Consider the following 16,838-nt stretch of genomic DNA (forward strand, 5'->3'; position numbering starts at 1 on the left):
ATGACAGAAACACTTCTCGAACTCAAAGACTACTCTATCACCTTCCGCACGCCGGAGGGTGAAGTTGCCGCCGTCTCAAAAATGAACCTGAAGATCGGCCGTGGCGAACGCATTGCCATCGTTGGCGAATCCGGCTCCGGCAAGAGCCAGACCTTCCTCGGCCTGATGGGCCTGCTCGCCAAGAACGGCCGTACCAGCGGCCAGGCGCTGCTGGACGGCAAGGATATCCTGAAACTGAAGCCGCGCGAACTCGATCACGTGCGCGGCAAGGATGTGGCGATGGTCTTCCAGGACCCGATGACGGCCCTCAATCCATCGCTGCGTATCTCCCGACAACTGACGGAGCAGCTGGAGGTCCATGGTGGGCTGTCCGCGCGCGCTGCCTCGACGGCCGCACTGGACATGCTGAAGCGTGTCGGCATTCCCGACCCCTCGCGCCGCTTCAACCTCTATCCGCATGAGCTCTCCGGCGGCATGCGCCAGCGCATCGTCATCGCCATGGCGCTGCTGACCAAGCCAAAGCTCTTGATCGCCGACGAGCCGACCACCGCGCTCGACGTCACCATCCAGGCCCAGATCCTCGATCTCTTCAACGAGCTGACGGCGGAGATGAACACGGCGCTGGTGATGATCACCCATGATCTCGGCGTCGTCGCCGGCCTCGCCGACCGTGTCGCCGTCATGTATGCCGGTCGCATTGTCGAGGAAGCACCGGTCGAGGAGCTGTTCGAAAATCCGGCTCATCCCTATACGGCGGCGCTGCATGCCTCCATCCCCCGGCCGGACCAGGACGTCGACGATCTCGCCGTCATTCCCGGCCGTCCGCCGAACCTGATGCACCTGCCGCGCGGCTGTGCCTTCTCGCCGCGTTGCGCCCATGTACAGGACGACTGTCTTGATGCGGCGCCACCGCTCAATCAGCTGGCATCACAGCGTTGCGCCGCCTGTTTCCATCCCCTTTCGGCTAATCAGGAACGGAGCCTCGTCCATGGCTGAGCAAACGCTTCTGAAGGTCGAGCACCTGACCACCGAATTCGAGCTTCCCTCGAAATCTCTCTTCAAACCGCCCTTGATCCTGACGGCCGTCAACGACGTCAGTTTCGAGCTGAAGACCGGGCGCACGCTCGGCATCGTCGGCGAATCCGGCTGCGGCAAGTCCACGCTCGGCCGGTCCATCCTGCGGCTGATCAAGGCGCAGAAGGGCCGCATCATGTGGCAGGGCGGCAACCTCCTGGATCTGTCCGAAGAGGAAATGCGTGCCGCCCGTCGCGACATGCAGATCATCTTCCAGGATCCGATCGCCTCGCTCGACCCGCGCATGACCGTCGGCGACATCATCGCGGAGCCGCTGACCGTCTTCGAGCCGAAGCTCACGAGAGCACAGCGTCAGGACCGCGTCCGTGAGATCATGGCGGCGGTCGGCCTGGTGCCGGAGATGATCAATCGCTATCCGCATGAGTTCTCCGGCGGACAGGCACAACGCATCGGCATTGCCCGCGCCGTCATCACACGGCCGAAACTGATCGTCTGCGACGAGCCGGTCTCGGCCCTCGATGTCTCGATCCAGGGCCAGGTAATAACGCTTCTGCGCAAGCTGCGCAAAGAGTTCGGCCTGACGCTGATCTTCATCAGCCACGACCTCTCCGTCGTGCGTCTGATCTCGGACGACGTGCTGGTGCTCTACCTCGGCAAGGTCGTGGAAGCAGGTTCTGCCGCTACCGTCTTCGACCATCCGGCACATCCCTACACGCAGGCGCTGTTCTCGGCGGCACCGATCCCCGATCCGAAACTGGCGCGCGGTCGCGAGCGCATCCGCCTGCAGGGCGATCCGCCCTCGCTGCTCTATCCGCCGCCCGGCTGCGTCTTCTCGCCGCGCTGCTGGAAGGCGACGGATATCTGTCGGACGAAGGCGCCGCCGACCGAGCAGGTGCGCCCCGGCCAGACCGCGGCGTGCTATCATATGGACTTGCCATAAGGCTGCAAAAGTGGACGGCGGAGCCCGCCGTCCACCTTGCCCAAGCGGCCCCATGCGGGTATGCAGCAAGCAGGCAAACTGCGGGAGGCAAGTCTTGGGCGGGCGTTTTCTATCGATCGGCGAATGCATGGTGGAGCTGTCGCAGGCCAAGGACGGTCACCTGCGCAAGGGCTTTGCCGGCGATACGTTCAACACCGCCTGGTATGCCCGCGCCTGCCTGCCACAGGATTGGTCAGTCGAATATTTCACCGCGCTCGGCGATGACGCCATGTCCGACGAGATGCTCGCTTTCATGACTGCACATGGCATCGGCACAGCCAATATCCGCCGCCTTCGCGGCAAGACGCCTGGCCTCTACATGATCAACTTGAAGGACGGCGAACGCTCGTTCAGCTATTGGCGCGACAGCTCCGCCGCCCGCCAGCTCGCCGCCGACGGCGACCAGTTGCGTACCGCGATCGAAGCCTCCGACGTCCTCTATTTCTCAGGCATCACCCTGGCGATCCTCCCGCATGAGGATGCCGAGACGCTGCTCGCCGAGCTCCGCCGCGCCAAGGCCATCGGCAAGCTGGTGGCCTTCGACCCCAATATCCGCCCTCGCCTCTGGTCGAGCCTCGACGCCATGCACACCCTGATCGGCGAAGGCGCTCGCGCCTCGACGCTGGTCATGCCGAGCTTCGACGATGAAGCGGCGCATTTCGGCGACGACTCGATTGCCGGCACCATCCGTCGCTATCGGCAACACGGCGCCAATATGGTCGTCGTCAAGAACGGTCCCGAAGGCGCGACCATCGGCACCGACGTTGGCGAGACGCTGGTTCCGGCGGTGAAAGTCGCCAAGGTTGTCGATACCACCAGCGCCGGCGACAGTTTCAACGGCGCGTTCCTCGCCCATTATCTGGAGCATGACGATCCCGTCGCCGCCGCTTGTTTCGCCGCAGAGATCGCCGCGAAGGTGATCCAGGAACATGGCGCCCTGGTGCCTCCGGAAAAGCTCCAGCTGGCCGGCTAAGCGCTGTAATATTTCCATCATGGACAACCCGCACAATAGAACAGGCGCGGGAATCACCTTTGTTGCACCGCATTTGGTTGTACCGGCACCATGAGGGTGCGGTGCGGATGGAACGTTTTGGACATGTTGCAACGTTTGTCGGACATCGATCACGAGATATGGGATCAGGCTGCAACTCCGGTCGCAGTGCCCGAACGCTTGCTCATCGTCAGCGATGCCTGGCATCCGCAGGTGAACGGTGTCGTCCGCTCGATCGAAAACACCAATCGCGAACTGGCGCGCATGGGCATTGAGGTGACCATGATCACGCCGGAAGGCTTCCGCAACATTCCCTGCCCGACCTATCCGGAAATACGCCTGTCGATCGCAAGCTACCGCAAGGTTGCCGCCAGGATCGAAGCAACCCGGCCGACCTATGTGCATATCGCCACGGAAGGTCCGCTGGGACTGACGGCCAGGCGCTGGTGCCTGAAGAACGGCATGCCGTTTTCGACGAGCTACCACACCCGCTTCCCTGAATATGTCGCCGCCCGGCTGCCGATCCCGCAGAGCTGGCTCTATGCCTTCGTCAAATGGTTCCACAATGCCGGCTTCGGCTGCATGGTCGCAACACCGAGCCTTGCCTACGAGCTCAAGCAGAAGGGTATCTCCAATCTGCTGCCCTGGAGCCGTGGCATCGATTCCACACTGTTTCGCCCACAGCCGCTGGAGGACAATCCCTTCGGCCTGCCCCGCCCGATCTTCATGACCGTCGGGCGCGTCGCGTTGGAAAAGAACCTGCCGGCTTTCCTCGATCTCGACTTGCCGGGCTCAAAGGTCGTCGTCGGCGACGGCCCGGCGCGCGCCGAACTGGAGAAACTCTATCCGAAAGTGCATTTCCTCGGCTCGAAGTTCGGTGAGGCCCTTGCGCACGCCTATTCGCAGGCCGACGTCTTCGTCTTCCCGTCGAAGACCGACACATTTGGCAATGCCATCCTCGAAGCGCTGGCAAGCGGAGTCCCCGTCGCCGCCTACCCCGTCACCGGCCCCGCCGACATTCTCAGTGGCGATGAAACCGCTGGCGTCGTCAACGACGATCTGGGAGAAGCCTGCCGCGCCGCACTCTCCTCCTCCCGCGAGGCCGCTCGCGCGCTGGCGCTCAACTATTCCTGGGAAGCCGCCACGACGCAATTCATCGGCAACGTCCGCGTCGCCAACCATCGCGGCCGAACGTTGGTTCGCAAACACTAGGTTCCTGCTATTCGCTATCGACCGGCGGCCATTGTTGCGCGCCGTGCAGGACACGGATCAGCTCGATATTGTCCTCGACCCGATTAGACGATGAGGAACGAAGTCCGCGTCACGATCAGCTCCCGCGTGCCCGGCAAACGGCGCTCGCGAAATTCAGCAACCATTTTTCAGGAAATCGGGAACCATGCATGGCAGTCGTGCATTTTTATGATTACGATTGTTTATCGCACGACTTAAATAGGCTCCCTACGGAGTGTTAGAGATGACCGACGACCTATTGAAATTGGATAACTTCATATGCTTCGCCCTCTATTCGGCGAACCATGCGATGAACCGGCTGTACAAACCGATGCTTGACGAGCTGAACCTCACCTACCCGCAATATCTCGTCATGGTGACGCTGTGGGAAGAGGATGGCCAGACGGTCGGCGGCATCGGTGAGAAGCTGTTTCTCGAATCAAGTACTCTGACGCCGCTGCTGAAGCGTCTCGAAGCCGCGGGCTTCATCCAGCGAACTCGCAGCAAGGAAGACGAACGGCAGGTGCTGATCCGCCTGACGAGCGAAGGAACGGCGCTGAAGACCAAAGCCGCCACCATTCCCCCTTGCATCCTGGATGCGTCAAACACGACCGCAGCCGAGCTGACGCGGTTGAAGGCGGAAATCGTCACGCTGCGCGAAGCGCTGAATAAGAGCGCGGCCTGATCCTTCAGGCCGTCACCGCTTCTTCTTGGTCTCGTAGGGATTTTCCGACGTGCGGAAATGGATGCGGATCGGCACGCCCGGCATGGCGAAATCCGCGCGCAGGCCGTTGATGAGGTAACGCACGTAGGATTCCGGCAGAGAATCCGAGCGCGTGCAGGAAATCATGAAGGCCGGCGGACGTGCCTTGACCTGTGTCATGTATTTCAACTTGATGCGCCGTCCGGAAACGGCCGGTGGCGGGTGCTGAACCTGCTGCGTTTCCAGCCAGCGATTGAGCTTGGCGGTGGCGATGCGCTTGTTCCAGACCTTATCGGTGTCGACGATCGCCTGCATCAGCCGATCCAGGCCGTCACCCGTCTGGCCGGCGATCGGCACGGCGCGGATGCCGCGCGCCTGCGGCAGCAGCCGATCGGTCTTTTCGCGAAGGTCCGCAAGCACGGCCTGGCGATCCTCGATCATGTCCCACTTGTTGAAGGCGATCACGGCGGCGCGACCTTCGCGGATAACCAGATCGACGATCTGCAGATCCTGCTTCTCGAAGGGAATGGTGGCATCGAAAATGATGACCACGGTCTCGGCAAAACGGATGGCGCGCAGCGTATCGGCGACGGAGAGCTTTTCCAGCTTCTCGGTTACCCTGGCCTTGCGGCGCATACCGGCGGTATCGAACATCTTTACGGTGCGGCCACGCCAGGTCCAGTCGACCGAAATGGAATCGCGCGTGATGCCGGCTTCCGGGCCGGTCAGCAGCCTGTCTTCGCCGAGAAAGCGATTGATCAGCGTCGACTTGCCGGCATTCGGGCGGCCGACGATGGCGACGCGCAGCGGCCGGGTCTCATCATAGGCAGGCTCTTCGTCGATCTCCTCGCCGTCTTCGCCGACGGCGGAACGCGGAATGCTGACATTCGTCTCCGCTTCCTCATCCCTGGGCGGAAAAGCCTGATCATGACCGATCGCCTCGACGATCGCGTCGCGCAGATCCATCATTCCCTGGCCATGTTCGGCCGAGATCGGGCAAGGGTCGCCGAGACCGAGCGTATAGGCATCGTAAAAGCCGCTGTCGGAGCCGCGCGCTTCAGATTTGTTGGCAACCAGCACGACGGGGCGACCGCGCTTGCGCAGCATTTCCGCCAGCGTCTTGTCGACATGGGTCAAGCCCATCTTGGCATCGACCACGAACAGCGTCAGGTCGGCCTCATCGATCGCCAGCTCGGTCTGGGCGCGCATGCGGCCTTCGAGCGTCTCTTCGTCCGCTTCTTCGAGACCGGCGGTATCGACGATGCGGAAGCGGAGATCGATAAGCTTGGCCTCGCCGGGACGACGGTCCCGCGTGACGCCCGGCGTGTCATCGACAAGCGCCAGCTTCTTGCCAACCAGGCGGTTGAAAAGTGTGGACTTGCCGACATTCGGGCGACCGACGATCGCAACCGTGAAACTCATTTAATGATTTACCCTTCAGCCGTTTGCAGCCGGAGCCTTGCCGGATGCGGTGATGAGGTCGAGCAGCATTTGGGCGCGATTGCCGACATTGCGCGGGCTCTGGGGATCGTCGACGATCGCCTGGAACCACTGCCGCGCCTTGGCGAAATCGCCTGCCTTGTAAGCGGAAAGGCCCAATACGTCGCGTGCCGAATGCCGGAACGTGTTGGCGGGCACCGCCAGTTCCTGCGCCTCGGCCGCGACCTGATCATAGGTACCGGTATCGACCAGCAGATAGGCGGCGCGCAGCCGAGCCGCATCCCGGATAACCGTCGGAAGACCCGTTTCCTTGCCGATCGCCGAGAAAGCGGCCACGGCACCGGCGGTATCGCCCTTCTGTGCCTGCAGCGTGGCGGCGCGCATGCGCGCCAACAGCGGATAGGAACCGCTGCCATCCTTCTCGATGGCGGCAAGGGCTGCCAGCGCCTCGTCCGTCTTGTTCTGATCGGCCAGAGTCAGTGCGGAAATGAACTGATCGCCGCTGTTGCCTGCCTGCTGACCAGACCAGTAGCGGTAGCCGCTATAGGCGGCGGTGCCGACAACGATAAGCACGGCAGCGCCGATGATAACCCGGCCAAAACGGCGCCATACGAACCGCAATTGGTCCGAACGCAGTTCCTCGTTCACCTCGCGGATGAAGCTGTCGTCATTGAATGCCATTCTCGTCTCCGGCCCAGGCCAAATTATTCCAAAGAGCTTATGGGTTAGAGCATGATGCCGAAAAGTGTGAGCGGTTTTCGGACGACATCATGCTCTATTCTCATGATGCTAGAGCGGATTCAGATTTTAGGTCTATTCGACCTAAAATCATCCGCTCTACTGGCGCCTTCTATCCCATTTTACGGCCGTTGTAAGGGGGAATGGCAGAAATCGTCACATAACGAGCGGCGAAACCCCGATAATCCACGCATGCAGCTTCCAAATGATCAATCCCCAGGCAACGACACCGATGACGACCGCATACAGATCGTATTTGGCCGACACGAACGGGCGCAGCACGATTTCGCCGGTGCGCTCGCGCTTCTTCAGCGAAATCCGGAGAATGACACCCCAGGCGAGGAAGGCGGCAAACAGCAGCATCGCGGCACCATCGCCATTGGACAGCAGATGCGCCAAAGCCCAAATCTTCACCGAGAGCACCATCGGATGCTTCATCCTGACCGCGATATGCCCCGCCGGCAACAGCGAGGCGACAAGACAGATCATCGCGAACAGCATCAGCAGGATCGTAATGTGGCTCATCCAGAATGGCGGCGACCAGATCGGGGTCATATCGCGCGCTTGACCGAAACCGTAGATCAGGAGAATCAGCGTCAGGACGCTGGCAATCGAATAACCGATCTTCCAGCCGGACTCGCCGAGGCCGGAGATCATCGAGCTGCGGAAACCCGGCGCGACGACGCGGATCAGGTGGAGGCCAAGGAAAAGAACGATGCCGAGAATAAGCAATGACATGAGGAAATCCTGTTTTGCCGTTGTAACGACATCAGTATCGATTATGGCGAAAATTACCAGCGCCACCGTAGCTTTGCCGCATTTCCGGCAGAGGAAGCGACGGAACCGGGGCATGATCCCCAAACACATGTAGCGGCTTTCGGATGAAAGCATGCTCGTTCAAATCATCGCGGTGCCCATGTTTCGTTTTGTCTCCTTTGCGTCCCTCGCCCTTTCCCTGGCGCTTCCAGTTGCGGCCCGGGCCGATGAGAAGCCGAAGCAATTGGTGATGATCTCCTTCGACGGCGCACACGACAACGCGCTGTGGACGAAGAGCCGCGAGATCGCCTCGCGCAACGGTGCGCATTTCACCTACTTCCTCTCCTGCACCTTCCTGATGAATCGCGCCCAGGCCAAGGCCTATCAGGCGCCGGGACAGCGGGCCGGCAAGTCCAATGTTGGCTTCGCCAAGAGCGAGGACGACGTGCGCACCCGCATCGCCAATATCTGGGGCGCGCATCTGGAAGGCCACGATATTTCCAGCCACGCCTGCGGCCATTTCGACGGTAAAGCGTGGACTGCCGCCGACTGGAAACAGGACTTCATGAGCGCCCGTGTGGCGCTGCGCGACGCCTGGAAGAATGTCGGCTTGGCGGACAAGGAACCGCAAGGCTGGGAAGATTTCGCCACCCACGACGTCAAGGGTTTTCGCGCGCCCTATCTCTCCACCAGCGATGGGCTGGTGCCGGCGGAAAAGGCGATGGGCTTTCAATATGACGCAAGCCTCGTCACCAAGGGTCCGGCGCTGCCGCAGGTGGTCGACGGCCTCTATCGCTTTGGCCTGCCGCTGATCCCCGAAGGCCCCGACAACCGTCTGGTGATCGGCATGGACTACAATCTCTATGTCCGCCATTCCAAGGGCGTCGAGGACAAGGCCAATTCCAAGACCTATGAGGACCGCACCTTCGCGGCCTTCGAAGCCGCCTTCAACAAACAGTACAACGGCGATCGCATCCCGCTACAGCTCGGCTTCCACTTCGTCGAAATGAACGACGGCGCCTATTGGCGCGCCCTCGACCGCTTCGTCACCGACGTCTGCCACAGAGACGGCGTCGCCTGCGTCAGCTATTCCGAGGCAATCCCGCTGATTGCGGCGCGCGGCAAGCCGCAGCAGGGGTGAGGAGCGATCCAGCAAAGCTGGAGCAATCGACCCGGTGGGTCGATTGCAGCCACGAACGCCCTGAGCCAAAGCGAAGGGCCGGCGGTGCGGCAAACGGAGATCTTCTCTCGCCAGTCCAATTGCGGGATGACACCGTGACCGACATGACGTTACGCGCCATCATCGAGACATGAAAAAGGCCCCGTTTCCGGAGCCTCGTTTCATCAACCGTCGACATGCACTGCGCCTGGATCGCGATCCAGATAGCGCTGATCGATCGACGGCAGTGGCTCATCATCGATCGCTGCCTCGAAGGTTTTAAGACGCTTGTGGATCGACAGGAGCTCGATGATCGTCGTCCAGGAATTGACGAGATACTGGAATGAATTGCTGACCTGGCCGAAGGCGGTCGATATCTGCTGATATATACCGTACGTGATCACCCCAGCAACGATGGTTGGAACGAGCATGAACGTTACGAACAAGACGTCAGCCTGAAGGTAGAAATAGCGGGCAACGTTGAAATAAAGATAGTGGAAGTAGATGCGGAAATAATTCCGTCTCACGTTCGCAAAAAGCTCGTTGACGGTTGCCGGCTGCGCACGATCCGCATGATCTTCGCCGTAAACAAGCTCTTTGCGGTAAGCAGCTTCGACACGCTGGTTCTTAAAGTTCAGGCCAGGCAGCTTGATACCGGCAACCGCCAGCAAAACCGTGCCGAAGATTGACCAGAAGAGCGCCAACCAGAAGAGCGAATGCGGAATCTTGCCGATGATCGGCAGTTCGGTGACATAAGTCGAAAGCGCCAGCAGGATTGGCAGGAATACGATCAGCGTCATCACCGAATTGATCAGACTGATACCCAGGCCTTCGAGCACGGTGGAAAACCGCATTGTGTCTTCCTGCACGCGCTGGGACGCCCCCTCGATATGGCGCAGCTTCTCCCACTTCGACATGTAGAAATTGTTCATCGCCGTGCGCCACCGGAAAATATAGTGGCTGGTGAAGAAGTCCGTCAGGATCGAGACAAACATGCTGAGAAAGACGATCTGCACGAAGGTCAGCATGAGGCCGTAGAAATCTCCGACCGTCACGTTCGCTTGCTTCGCCAAGGCGTTCTGCAGCGTATCACCAAATGGCCGGCGCCAATTGTTGATTACTACCGATATCTGCACACCGAAAAAGGTGACGAAAATGATGAAAGCGGAACCCCAGATCGACCAGAGCTTCCACGGATTGTCCCGGGCGCGGACGTGCCAAGTCCCGCAAAAGAGGGCAATGCATAGAAGGAAGAAGGCATAGAACCAGAGATTCCCCCACAACAGGAAATAGCTCAGATCATAGGGCTGCTGCCCTTCCGGCGGCATGATGTAGCCCAGATGCGTTCCCAGATCAGAGACGACGGAATACCAGGCCGCTATACAGATTAGCGTCCAGACCACCATCGAAGTGAAGAATAATTTCGGCTGAGGGAAAAAGGAGTGAAACACGAGAAGCGCAGCTTTCTTGATTGGGGTTTCGAACCGCAATGACGTTTGTTAACGGCGAACCTAAGGCAGTTCGCTAGAGGCGGCAACCGGCCTGGCCGGATTCTTACGTAGATGTAATCGCTTATCCCGTGATCGTGAGGCGATTGTTCAGCCGGGCCTTAGGCAAGGCACCCCGCTCCGCCGCACGCCCTACCCATCCCTCTCAGCAAAAAATTCAATGCCCTCTTGCAAGGTATTATCTTACGATATATATCTTACGACATGACTAACGATATAAATTCACATCACCCCAACAGGAGACACACGATGAAAGGCTTTAGAGATCACATGTTCGGCGATGGCTTTGACACCGTCGAGGCATATATCCTACGACATGGCGAACGCCGCGATTCCCGCGGCAGGCATGGGAGAGAGTTCATGAGAGGCTTCAAAGGCGGCATGTTTGGCGGCGGGTTTCGCACCGGCCGGAAGTTCGACGCCGCCGATCTGCAGCTCATCATCCTCGCTTTGCTTTCCGAGCAGCCGCGCCATGGCTATGAACTGATCAAGACGCTGGAAGAGCGTTCCGGCGGCTTCTATGTGCCGAGCCCGGGCGTCATCTACCCCGCCCTCACCTATCTGGAAGAAACCGGCCTCGCCGAAGTCGAAGCGAGCGGCACGAAGAAACTCTACCGGATCACCGAAAGCGGCCAAAAGCGGGTCGAAGAGAACCGCGAGTTGGTCGAGGCGACGCTCGCCAAGCTGGGTGCCATCGGCGAGCGAATGGCGCATGTCAAACGCGCGTTTGACGGCGAGAATAACGGCGACGATGAAGGTCGTGACGGCCCATTCGGCCGCGAGGCCGGCGACGTTCACCGCGCCCGCCACCTTCTGCACGCAGCGCTGCGCTCAAAACACCCTTGGAGCAAGATTGAGGGCGCACGCATCGCGGCGATCCTCGAGCGGGCCGCCGCCGATATCATCCGCGGCGAGACGAAGACGGAAGACTGAGCCAGAACAATTCCCGGCATCGCGTCAAACACGAGCGGCTGGAGCGCTGAAACGCTCCGGCCGCTCAGCTATCAGCCAACGTCAGGATCATCGGACCATTGCGGGTGGCAACGACGGTGTGTTCGAACTGAACCGTCGGCGCGCGCGGATCGCCATAAAGCGTCCAAGCATCGTCGCCGCCTTCCGCCCAGGTGGCGCCGAGCGAGAGAAACGGCTCGACGGTGAACACCAGACCATCCTGCATGATCCGGGTCTCGTCGGGGTCGGCCCAAGTGGATACCTCGGCCGGCTCCTCATGCAGCGAACGGCCGATGCCATGGCTGGCGAGATTGGCGACAAGCGTATAGCGGTTCTTCTGGGCGAAAGCGCCGACGGCGTGGCCGATCTTGGAGAAGGGTGCGCCGCTGCGCACCTGGTTCAGGCCGACCCAGAGCGCCCGCTTGCCATCACGGCAAAGACGCTCGATTTTCGGCTTCACTGGCGGCACCGCAAACGACGAGCCGGTGTCGGAAAAGAAACCATCCTTCTCGGCTGAAACGTCGAGATTGACGAGATCACCGGCCTGGATCACCCGCGGGCCGGGAATGCCGTGCGCCACTTCCTCGTTGACGCTGATGCAGGTGGCGCCCGGGAACCTGTAGACAAGCTCCGGCGCGGAACGCGCGCCGGCATCTTCCAGAACCTTGCGGCCGATGGCGTCAAGCTCCAGCGTGGTGATGCCCGGCTCTAGCGCCGCCGCCATCGCCTGCAGCGCGTTGGCGCAGATGCGGCCGATCTCTTTCAGCTTGGTCAGTTCGTCGTCGTTCGAGATGATCATTCAGGGCTTCCGGCTGGCTCACGCACGCCCCGCAAACTCCTGGCGCGAAGGCTCACGCAGTCGCTTTCGCCTCTCCACCCTGTTCAGTCAATGCCTTTCTGACGAGCGGCGCGACTTTCGTGCCGTAGAGTTCGATGCCGCGCATGATCTGATCATGCGGCATCGTGCCGATGGCCATTTGCAGCAGGAAGCGGTCATTCTTGAACAGCTTGTGATGCGCGACGATCTTCTCCGCCACGGTTTCGGGATCGCCGACGAAGAGAGCCCCGTTCGGCCCGCGTGACTGATCGAACTGCGCCCGGCTCGTCGGTCCCCAGCCACGCTCTCGGCCAATGCGGTTCATCACTTCGGCCTGTGGGCCATAGAACTGATCGGCGGCAGCCTCGGTCGTATCGGCGACAAAACCGTGGACGTTGATGCTGGTCTTCAGCTTCGCCTGATCCTGATCGGCGCGGCGGGCGGCCTCGCGGTAGAGATCGACCAGCGGCGCAAATCGGCGCGGCTCGCCGCCGATGATGGCGATCGCCATCGGCAGGCCCAGCGCACCGGCACGTGCCACCGATTGTGGCGTGCCTCCGACCGCGATCCAGATCGGCAACGGATCTTGTAGCGGCCGGGGATAGACCCCTCGCCCGTTGATCGGCGCGCGCATCTCGCCCGTCCAGTTTACCTGTTCGCCATCGCGGATCGCCAGCAGCAGATCGAGCTTTTCCTCGAAGAGCTGGTCGTAATCCTCGAGATTGTAGCCGAAGAGCGGGAAGGACTCGATGAACGAGCCTCGCCCCGCCATGATCTCGGCACGGCCATTGGAAATGAGGTCGAGCGTCGAAAACTGCTGGAAGACTCGCACCGGATCGTCTGAGCTTAGCACCGTCACGGCGCTGGTTAGCCGAATGTTCTTCGTCCTTGCGGCAGCGGCCGCAAGCGCCACGGCCGGAGCCGATGCTGCATAGTCCGGGCGATGATGCTCGCCGAGCCCGAAGACATCGAGACCGACCTGATCGGCCAGCTCGATTTCCTCGATCAGATTGTTCAGACGCCGCGCCGCTTCCACGCCCTTGTTGAGAGCGGGATCGGGATTGACGTCGGCGAAAGTATAAAGGCCAAGTTCCATGATGAAACATCCATCTGTTGTTGATGGACGAGATAGGAAGACAGGGTTGCAATCGCAAATATGAATTATCGAACGGTTTGTTCGATAATGTTGATAGCGCCCTCTAATAGGAATCCGAATTCAACAGCTTCCCCACCGCTTCGGAATCAGTCTCCGAAGCGCCTCATGTTGTAGATCAGAGCCTCGGATCGTCCGCCAACAACGCCCAGCGCTCATGATCGCACCACACACCGCCGATCTTCAGATATTGCGGCGAAAATCCCTCCATGCGGAAACCGAGCCTTTGCACCAGCGCGATAGAGGCCTGGTTCGCAGGCTGGATATTGGCCTCCAGCCGATGCAGGCCAACGGTATCGAATGCGTGGACAATGGCCAGGCGCAATGCCTCGGTCATGAAACCCCGGCCTGCAAAACCCACCATGCCGTGATAGCCGAGAAAGGCGCTGCGGAAACCGCCCCAAACCATCTGGCTGATATTGACCACTCCGACGATACCGCCCGAACCGGTGTCGCGCGCCACCAGGCCGATATTGGGCCCGGTTACGGTTTGCCCGAACCAGACATCGAAGCCATCGCGATCGACAAAGGGAAAGGCCCAGGGCGCATGATAGGCGCGGCTGGCGACATTGGCTGCGATCAGGTCTTCGGCATCCGACTGCGCGACTGGCGCTATGGTGACGTGCAGCATGGCTCGCTCCTCTCGTTCATGCGGGAGCGAGCCTTAGCAAATCGAATCCGAAATCAACAGCTTCGGCGGCGGAACGGAATCATTTTCCGAACAGCCTCGTAGCGAAGATAAAGCCCGCCCCAGGCGATGATGCCGAGATAGAGCCCGAACAGCAGGTGCGAAAATATCGGGCTACCGATCCTCAAATGTGTCGCCATCGCCCCGCCGAGTAGGCCGGTGAGGAGGATAGCCCCGAGGACAGACGTCGCCGGGATGGCGTAGAGAACAGCGCAGACGAGCGTGATCACGCCAAGCAGCCGCGCAAGCGCAGGATCACCGGAATAGCCGAGCGCCACCATCGTCTCCGTAACAACAGGCAGTGGAATGATCTTGATCGCGCCGTCGAAAACGAGAAAGGCGATGGTCAAGCCGCTGAGGATCAAGCCGGCCACGCGCTGCGCCCGCGAACCTGAGGATGAATCTGCTATGTAGGACATTCGTGTATCCCCCGGAATGACTTCGACAATTCAAACCCTGTCCGCCAGCGCCGCAAGCTGGTCGGTGCACTGGCCCCATCCCTCGTGGAAGCCCATCTTCTCATGCGCCTCGCGATCTTCCGCCGTCCAATGCAGGACCGTCGCGGTGTACCGCGTCTTACCGCCGCCGAGGTCCTCGAACTGGATGGTCACCACCATGAAGGGCTTGGCTGATGGCACCCAGGCGCTGGTGAAGGCATCGGTGAAGACGATCCGTTCGTTCGGGACGACCTCGAGGTAGACGCCGACATTCGGATAATCCTCACCCTCGGGGCTGCGCATGGTGACGGAGCTGGTGCCTCCGGCGCGGACATCGAGTTCGGCGGCCGACGTTGTCCAGGGCAGCGGTGCAAACCATTGCTTCAGGAGCTCCGCTTCCGTCCAGCAGCGATAGAGTTTCTCGCGCGGCGCGTCGATGATGCGGGTCAGCGAAAGCTCATGGCGTGCGGTCTGTTCGGTCATGGTCCTATCTCTCTCCAGTGTGCATCGGCCCGATCGGCCTATACTCCAAGGACGTTTGAGGACACCTCTTCCCGACAGGGAATGAGAAAATTCGTCGATTATTTTGCAATTGCAGGAGCTGTCGTGCTCAAGCGGTCGAGCTGATGGCGGATATGCTCTGCCTCCGCCGGCGAGCGGGCAAGTGCGATGGCGCGGTCGAAGGCCGAACGCGCCTCCCGCGCCCGGTGCAACTGCATAAGCAGGCCACCCCTCAGCCCATGAAAATAGAAATAGCTGTCGAGTTGATCCGCCAAGGTCTCCACCAGGGCCAACGCCACCTCCGGCCCCTCGAGCTTGGCAACGGCGACAGCACGGTTCAGGGTAACGACCGGCGACGGATGCAGCCGCTCCAGCGCCTGATAAAGCAGATCGATTTCCGCCCAGTCCGTATCTTCTGCCCGCTTGGCCCTGGAATGCAGCGCGGCGATCGCCGCCTGAAGCTGATAGGGGCCGGGACGGCGATGGCGGATCGCCTTGTCAAGCAGGGCCAGCGCCTCGTCGATGAGCGTGTGGCTCCAGAGCGACCGGTCCTGATCCTCCAGCAGCACGATCTGGCCGCCCGCATCGAAGCGCGCCGTGTTGCGCGATTGCTGCAGCAGCATCAGCGCCAGCAGCCCCATGATTTCGGGTTCGGTCGGAAAGATGCGTAGGAGCAGCCGGCCGAGCCGGATCGCCTCATCGGCAAAGGCGGAGGCCTCGCGTCCCGGCCCGCCGGCGGAATAGCCTTCGTTGAAGATGAGATAGATCATGGCGCTGACGAGCGCCACGCGCTCTGCCCGCTCGACGGCGCCCGGCGTCTCGAACGGCACGCCGGCCGCGGCAACCCGCGCCTTGGCGCGGGTAATACGCTGCTCCATGGCGCTTTCGCTGACGAGAAAGGCACGGGCGATCTGCGCCACCGAAAGGCCGGAGACGACGCGCAGCGCCAGGGCGATCTGCTGCGTCGCCGGCAGCTCCGGATGACAGCAGATGAACAGCAGCCGCAGGATATCGTCGCGATAGTTCGATCCGTCGAGCCGATCGACGAGATCGCTTTCGGCGTCACCGGTGTCGGAGATCGCCTCCTCATCCGGCAGGGCCTGTGTCTTTGCCTGCTTGCGCACAGCATCGATGGCGCTGTTGCGTCCGACGAAGATCAGCCACGCCACGGGATCGCGCGGCGGCCCCTTGTCCGGCCAGCTCTTCAAGGCCCGGAGGCAAGCTTCCTGAAACGCCTCTTCAGCGATATCGAGATTGCGGAAATAGCGCAACAGTGCGCCGACCACCTGCGGCCGGGCATTGGTGAAGGCAATATCGATCCAGGCAAGGTCCGTCATGTCGCGATCGTCCCCGGTTTGAAGACGTAAAGCGGCCGGATCTCATAGGAGCCGACGCCGGGATTGGCGACCGCCAGTTTCTTTGAAAATTCAATCGCTTCGTCGAGAGATTCAAAGTCGATGACATAGAAGCCGAGCAATTGCTCCTTCGTCTCGGCGAAGGGACCGTCGATAACCAGCGGCTCGTTCTTGCCCTTGCGCAGCGTCGTTGCCGCCGTCGTTGGCATCAGCCGCGCGACAGGGCCGAGTTTGCCAGCCTCGCTTAGCGGGGCCTGCACCGCCAGCAACCGCTCCATCGTCGCCTGCTCCTCCTCCTTGGACCAGGCAAACACGGTATCTTCGTCGTTGTAGCATAGGATCGCGTAGAGCATGAGCTCCTCCTTCTGATGTAAAGACGAAGGAGTATCACCCGCAC

Annotated in this window: 18 protein-coding genes; 7 read left to right on the forward strand and 11 right to left on the reverse strand. The window is 60.9% G+C overall.

Annotated elements, in window-relative coordinates:
- The 5 genes from AB6803_RS08605 (at position 1) to AB6803_RS08625 (ending at position 4,920) form a co-directional block, all read left to right on the forward strand.
- Positions 1-996, forward strand: coding sequence for an ABC transporter ATP-binding protein (locus AB6803_RS08605; protein ID WP_371108485.1), 996 nt, complete (start codon positions 1-3; stop codon positions 994-996).
- Positions 989-1,975 (forward strand): ABC transporter ATP-binding protein, encoded by a 987-nt coding sequence (locus AB6803_RS08610; RefSeq protein ID WP_371108486.1) that lies wholly within the window; start codon positions 989-991, stop codon positions 1,973-1,975. Before AB6803_RS08605 ends, AB6803_RS08610 begins: the two co-directional genes overlap by 8 nt.
- Before the next feature lie 94 nt (positions 1,976-2,069).
- On the forward strand, positions 2,070-2,987 hold the full coding sequence (locus AB6803_RS08615) for a sugar kinase (protein WP_371108487.1): 918 nt from the start codon (positions 2,070-2,072) through the stop codon (positions 2,985-2,987).
- Positions 2,988-3,110: 123 nt separating this feature from the next.
- Positions 3,111-4,217, forward strand: a complete 1,107-nt coding sequence (locus AB6803_RS08620; protein ID WP_371108488.1) for a glycosyltransferase family 4 protein — start codon at positions 3,111-3,113, stop codon at positions 4,215-4,217.
- 262 nt (positions 4,218-4,479) lie between these two features.
- Positions 4,480-4,920, forward strand: coding sequence for a MarR family winged helix-turn-helix transcriptional regulator (locus AB6803_RS08625; RefSeq protein ID WP_371108489.1), 441 nt, complete (start codon positions 4,480-4,482; stop codon positions 4,918-4,920).
- A 12-nt stretch (positions 4,921-4,932) separates the two neighbouring features.
- On the opposite strand, the gene der is transcribed toward AB6803_RS08625, so the two are convergent.
- From der to AB6803_RS08640, 3 genes are all read right to left on the reverse strand, one after another.
- Positions 4,933-6,360 carry a ribosome biogenesis GTPase Der gene (gene der / locus AB6803_RS08630; protein WP_371108490.1) on the reverse strand — a complete coding sequence of 476 codons (1,428 nt, stop codon included), beginning with the start codon at positions 6,358-6,360 and terminating at the stop codon, positions 4,933-4,935.
- A gap of 15 nt (positions 6,361-6,375) precedes the next feature.
- Positions 6,376-7,059, reverse strand: coding sequence for a tetratricopeptide repeat protein (locus AB6803_RS08635; RefSeq protein WP_371108491.1), 684 nt, complete (start codon positions 7,057-7,059; stop codon positions 6,376-6,378).
- Positions 7,060-7,272: 213 nt separating this feature from the next.
- On the reverse strand, positions 7,273-7,854 hold the full coding sequence (locus AB6803_RS08640; protein WP_371108492.1) for an NnrU family protein: 582 nt from the start codon (positions 7,852-7,854) through the stop codon (positions 7,273-7,275).
- Positions 7,855-8,032: 178 nt separating this feature from the next.
- Here AB6803_RS08640 and AB6803_RS08645 point away from each other — a divergent pair, with 178 nt between their 5' ends.
- Entirely contained in the window at positions 8,033-9,013 is a 981-nt protein-coding gene (locus AB6803_RS08645; protein ID WP_371109000.1) for a polysaccharide deacetylase, read from the forward strand.
- Between the two features lie 203 nt (positions 9,014-9,216).
- Here AB6803_RS08645 and sbmA read toward each other — a convergent pair whose 3' ends face one another.
- Positions 9,217-10,482 (reverse strand): peptide antibiotic transporter SbmA, encoded by a 1,266-nt coding sequence (gene sbmA, locus AB6803_RS08650; protein ID WP_371108493.1) that lies wholly within the window; start codon positions 10,480-10,482, stop codon positions 9,217-9,219.
- Positions 10,483-10,899: 417 nt separating this feature from the next.
- Between sbmA and AB6803_RS08655 the strand changes: the two genes are divergently transcribed.
- The gene (locus AB6803_RS08655; protein WP_371108494.1) at positions 10,900-11,472 is read left to right on the forward strand and encodes a PadR family transcriptional regulator; all 573 of its coding nucleotides are present in this window, start codon (positions 10,900-10,902) and stop codon (positions 11,470-11,472) included.
- A gap of 64 nt (positions 11,473-11,536) precedes the next feature.
- On the opposite strand, the gene map is transcribed toward AB6803_RS08655, so the two are convergent.
- From map to AB6803_RS08690, 7 genes are all read right to left on the reverse strand, one after another.
- Positions 11,537-12,289: a type I methionyl aminopeptidase gene (map, locus tag AB6803_RS08660; RefSeq protein ID WP_007692404.1), complete on the reverse strand. Its 753-nt coding sequence runs from the start codon at positions 12,287-12,289 to the stop codon at positions 11,537-11,539.
- A 52-nt stretch (positions 12,290-12,341) separates the two neighbouring features.
- Complete coding sequence (locus AB6803_RS08665; protein WP_371108495.1) at positions 12,342-13,403, reverse strand: LLM class flavin-dependent oxidoreductase; 1,062 nt, start codon at positions 13,401-13,403, stop codon at positions 12,342-12,344.
- 175 nt (positions 13,404-13,578) lie between these two features.
- Positions 13,579-14,091 carry a GNAT family N-acetyltransferase gene (locus tag AB6803_RS08670; protein ID WP_371108496.1) on the reverse strand — a complete coding sequence of 171 codons (513 nt, stop codon included), beginning with the start codon at positions 14,089-14,091 and terminating at the stop codon, positions 13,579-13,581.
- A gap of 53 nt (positions 14,092-14,144) precedes the next feature.
- Complete coding sequence (locus tag AB6803_RS08675; RefSeq protein ID WP_371108497.1) at positions 14,145-14,567, reverse strand: DoxX family protein; 423 nt, start codon at positions 14,565-14,567, stop codon at positions 14,145-14,147.
- 30 nt (positions 14,568-14,597) lie between these two features.
- Positions 14,598-15,068, reverse strand: a complete 471-nt coding sequence (locus AB6803_RS08680) for an SRPBCC family protein (protein WP_371108498.1) — start codon at positions 15,066-15,068, stop codon at positions 14,598-14,600.
- A gap of 98 nt (positions 15,069-15,166) precedes the next feature.
- Complete coding sequence (locus AB6803_RS08685; protein WP_371108499.1) at positions 15,167-16,423, reverse strand: RNA polymerase sigma factor; 1,257 nt, start codon at positions 16,421-16,423, stop codon at positions 15,167-15,169.
- Entirely contained in the window at positions 16,420-16,794 is a 375-nt protein-coding gene (locus tag AB6803_RS08690; RefSeq protein ID WP_371108500.1) for a YciI family protein, read from the reverse strand. Before AB6803_RS08690 ends, AB6803_RS08685 begins: the two co-directional genes overlap by 4 nt.
- Between the last annotated feature and the right edge of the window lie 44 nt (positions 16,795-16,838).

This window comes from Rhizobium sp. RCC_161_2 (genome assembly GCF_041355235.1).
In the GTDB taxonomy this organism is placed as follows: domain Bacteria; phylum Pseudomonadota; class Alphaproteobacteria; order Rhizobiales; family Rhizobiaceae; genus Rhizobium.